Annotated in this window: 2 protein-coding genes; both read right to left on the bottom strand. The window is 46.9% G+C overall.

The window, feature by feature from the left end; genetic code table 11:
- Nucleotides 1–49: 49 nt before the first annotated feature.
- Complete coding sequence (locus tag HW443_RS12130) at nucleotides 50–559, bottom strand: serine/threonine-protein kinase (protein ID WP_219857261.1); 510 nt, start codon at nucleotides 557–559, stop codon at nucleotides 50–52.
- A partial coding sequence (locus HW443_RS12125; RefSeq protein ID WP_407079827.1) for a hypothetical protein occupies nucleotides 560–828 on the bottom strand: 269 nt, incomplete at its 5' end.

The following is an 828-nucleotide window of genomic DNA, read 5'->3' as shown; positions in this document are numbered from 1 at the left end:
AAACACTAGCGTGACGGTGGCAAATTCAGCAGCTCGTTAGTGACCAGACCTACCTTCGGTCAAAAGGAAGGAGATTGCCAAATCCTACAACACGGAAGGTGCCCTCTTTCCAGACAAAATGAGCTGGATTTATGCCTAGGAAGAGCCACCCTTCATCGTGGAGAAAATGGAGAAAATCTGCAATTTGTCGAATGATGTGTAAAGCAATTGCGGGAGAAAAGGGTCCTTGGTCACAAACATGCTTCAGGAGTGAAATACCAGGTGAGTAGGTGTAGACCAAGACGGGCTCATCGTCAACAGTTACATAGTCTAAAGGTTCAGGAAGATAGTAGTGCCTGAGGCTGAGACAAGTTAACTGACGAGATAGATTGCGCTTTAAGGCTCTGGCTTGTTCTGGCGAAAGTGACTTGCCATGATTAGTAGCTTTGACTACAACCAATCGTCCCTCAAGGGACTTTTTAGTATCCACCGCGCTGAACAGAAGGTAGGTATGGTCACTAACGAGCTGCTGAATTTGCCAGGGTCCAGCTAGTGTTTCACCTGGCGCTAATGGCATCATTTACTCTCCCAAAGTACGTTCTACTTCCCGGCTCATCTCTTTAGCTGAGCGAAATCGGTGCCAGCGATTGAATTGTGTAGCCTGCCTTATTAGCTGAATGGTAAGGGGCTTTAGCCGTATGTCATTGAGAAGACTGTAATCAAGAACCGGTGCTCTATCCTCTTGACCGACGAACTTCTGTGGATGTATGCCAGTAAGGCACTGGAACATGGTAACGCCTAGGCTAAAGATATCAAACGTCTGATCGAGATGGTTAGCGTCTTCAAACA

Source organism: Candidatus Hakubella thermalkaliphila, assembly GCF_013281975.1.
Classification (GTDB): Bacteria; Actinomycetota; Humimicrobiia; order Hakubellales; family Hakubellaceae; genus Hakubella; species Hakubella thermalkaliphila.
The sequence above is the reverse complement of the archived record's forward strand: the minus strand, read 5'-3'. Positions and strand labels throughout refer to the sequence as shown.

Bases quoted from the DNA above. Each gene is read 5' to 3' on its own strand.
- HW443_RS12130 (WP_219857261.1), bottom strand. From the start codon at position 559: ATGATGCCATTAGCGCCAGGTGAAACACTAGCTGGACCCTGGCAAATT.